Raw genomic sequence first — 2664 nt, forward strand, 5'->3', positions numbered from 1 at the left:
TGTATTCCGTAACATCTAAATCGACAAAAACGGCAGCATAAAGTCGACACTTCCCGCAAGGGGCATGCTGACCAGATCGCAGGGCTATCTTGGTGGTGCTTCGTATCTACCAAAGGAGGCCCGGAGAGGAAATGATCAGCATGACCGATAAGAATTCTATACGCCTGCTGTGGCGGCAGGGGGACAGCGTCGCCGAGATCGCGCGCAAGACCGGCGTGAGCCGGGACACCGTCTACAAGTACCGCGACATGGACGACTTCAGCCCCGAGCCGCCCGCGAGGCGGGCGCAGGGCTCAAAGCTCGACCCGTACAGGCCCCTGATCGAGTCCTGGCTCGACGACGACATGCGCAGCGGACGCAAGCAGCGCCATACCGCAAAGCGCGTCCACGACAGGCTCGTCTCCGAGTGCGGCGCCGACGTCTCCGTCAGCACCGTGGAGCGGTGCGTCAGGGAGATTAGGGCCCGCCGCTCGGCGGAGGCGGCCGACGCCCAGTACCTCGACCTCGTCTGGGGCCCCGGCGAGGCGCAGGCCGACTTCGGTGAGGCCGACTTCTACGTGAGGGGGATGCGGACCACGCTGAGCTTCTTCGTGATGACGTTCCCGTACTCCAACGTCGGGCTGGCCCAGGTCTTCCCGGGCGAGACGTCGGAGTGCGTCTGCCAGGCCCTGCGCAACGTCTTCGAGCACGTCGGCGGCGTGCCGACCAAGATCGTCTTCGACAACGCGACCGGCGTCGGCCGCCGCGTCGGCGGCGGGGTCCGGACGACCGAGCTGTTCGCCGCCTGCAGCGCCCACTACGGCTTCCGCTTCAGGTTCTGCAACCCCCGCTCGGGCAACGAGAAGGGCAGCGTCGAGAACAAGGTGGGCTGCGTGCGCCGCAACCTCTTCGTCCCCGTCCCCCAGCTGTGGGACGCCGGCGCCTTCAACCGCAGGCTGCTCGAGCGCAGCCTCGCCATGTCCGACAAGCCCCACTGGATAAAGGGCGAGCGCGAGCTCGATCTCTTCGAGGCCGACAGGCTGGCGATGCTCGGGCTGCCGGCCAAGCCCCTCGACTGCGTCACCTACGTCTCTCGCACCGCCGACAAGAAGGGCAAGGTCTCGGTCGGCGAGAGGGGCCGCCACCTCTACTCCACGCACCCGTCGCTCTCGCGCCGCAGGCTCACGGTCGGCCTGCGGGCGACGACCGTGAGCGTCTACGACCCCGACAGCGGCGAGCTCGTCTGCGAGCACCCCAGGGCCTACGGCAGCGCCCCGACCGACACGTCCGACCCCGCCTCGCAGCTCGCCCTGCTGGCGTGGAACGCCGGCGGCTGGGAGAACAGCAGGGTGAGGGAGGCGCTCCCCGACGAGCTCAGGGAGCATATGGACTCACTGGACAGGGCGGGCCTGAAGGCCGAGCTGAGGGTGATGCGCGACCAGGCGGCCACCTCCGGATGGGAGGCCACGCTGCAGGCGGTGCGCCTCGCCTACGAGGCGACCGGCCGCATCGACGAGGCGTCGGTCGCCGTCAGCGCGGCGCGCGCCGCCACGGGGACCGTCACCTACGACGAGCCCGTGGACCTCGGCGTCTACGACGGCTTCATGGGGGTGGCGTAGATGGCCAGGGCCGCATGCCCCGACAGGCGCCTGCTCGAGTCCTCGCTGAGGGGCAAGGCGCGCTCGATGCTGTTCTCGAACAGCGTCGTCGACGAGTTCTGCGAGGAGGCGACGCTCCCCGAGATGAGGGCGGTCGAGGGCCTGCTGGCCAGGCAGATGGAGGTCAGGGCCGCCAACCAGCTGGAGAGGAGGATGCGCAGGGCGAGGTTCCCCGCGGCCAAGTCGCTCGACGGCTACGACTTCTCCCAGGTCTCGTTCCCCGACGGCTACGGGGAGGCCGACCTCAGGTCGCTCGCCTTCATCGACGCGTGCCAGGACTTCGTCTTCCACGGGAAGACGGGCAGGGGCAAGACCCACCTCGCCATCGCGGTCGGCGCCGCCGCCGTCAGGGCCGGCAAGTCCGTGAGGTTCTTCACCGTCGCGCAGCTCGTGATGCACCTGGCCGACGCGCGCGACCGCGGCAGGCTGCGCAGGGAGCTCGACGACCTGCTGTCGGCGGACCTGCTGGTACTCGACGAGCTCGGCTACGTGCCGCTCGACGTCGAGGGGGCGAGGCTGCTGTTCCAGGTCATGTCGGCCCCCGAGGGCACCCAGAGCCTCATAGTCACCACCAACATAGAGTTCAGCAGGTGGGGCACGGTGTTCGGCGACGACAAGATGGCCGCGGCCGTCGTGGACAGGCTCGTCTACACGGGCAGGCTGGTGGAGTTCAACGGCGCCAGCTACAGGATGGAAAACGCGCTGATGCTCGGGAAGGGTGAGGCCGAATGAGGTACGCCGCGGAGGACTGCCCGGTGAACAGGATGAAGGGCCGCGACGCCGGCGCCTGGGACGCGCAGACGCTCTGCGGGCTCTTCCAGTGCCCGGGCTGCGGGCTGACGCCGGACCACCCGCTGATGACGGGCGAGCGGGGCGGGATGGAGGAGGTGCCCCCGGAGGACTGGGAGATACCGTTCTAGGCAGCGGGCGGGCCGGCCGCGACGGCGCCGGCCCGCCCGGAGGCGGTCAGCATGAGGGTGTCGAAATTCGACAGACGTATTTGTCGATTTTTACTTGACGGAACACA

At 68.7% G+C, this 2664-nt stretch carries 3 protein-coding genes; all 3 read left to right on the top strand.

What is annotated here, in order from left to right; translation table 11 throughout:
- Nucleotides 1–140 precede the first annotated feature (140 nt).
- Genes istA through I1M21_RS09695 form a run of 3 tightly spaced genes read left to right on the top strand, consistent with a single transcriptional unit; the run spans nt 141 to nt 2557 of the window.
- A complete protein-coding gene (gene istA, locus I1M21_RS09685) occupies nt 141–1598 on the top strand; it encodes an IS21 family transposase (RefSeq protein ID WP_229025733.1) in 1458 nt (485 codons plus the stop codon).
- Entirely contained in the window at nt 1599–2369 is a 771-nt protein-coding gene (gene istB / locus I1M21_RS09690) for an IS21-like element helper ATPase IstB (protein ID WP_082421956.1), read from the top strand.
- Entirely contained in the window at nt 2366–2557 is a 192-nt protein-coding gene (locus I1M21_RS09695) for a hypothetical protein (RefSeq protein WP_195193398.1), read from the top strand. The genes istB and I1M21_RS09695 overlap by 4 nt, the downstream gene beginning before the upstream one ends.
- The last annotated feature ends 107 nt before the right edge of the window (nt 2558–2664 follow it).

The sequence above is a fragment of the Collinsella aerofaciens genome, assembly GCF_015546965.1.
Classification (GTDB): domain Bacteria; phylum Actinomycetota; class Coriobacteriia; order Coriobacteriales; family Coriobacteriaceae; genus Collinsella; species Collinsella aerofaciens_X.

Excerpts from the sequence above, each read along its gene's own strand:
- istA (WP_229025733.1), top strand. The coding sequence starts at position 141 with ATGACCGATAAGAATTCTATACGCCTGCTGTGGCGGCAGGGGGACAGC.
- istB (WP_082421956.1), top strand. The coding sequence starts at position 1,599 with ATGGCCAGGGCCGCATGCCCCGACAGGCGCCTGCTCGAGTCCTCGCTG.
- I1M21_RS09695 (WP_195193398.1), top strand. The coding sequence starts at position 2,366 with ATGAGGTACGCCGCGGAGGACTGCCCGGTGAACAGGATGAAGGGCCGC.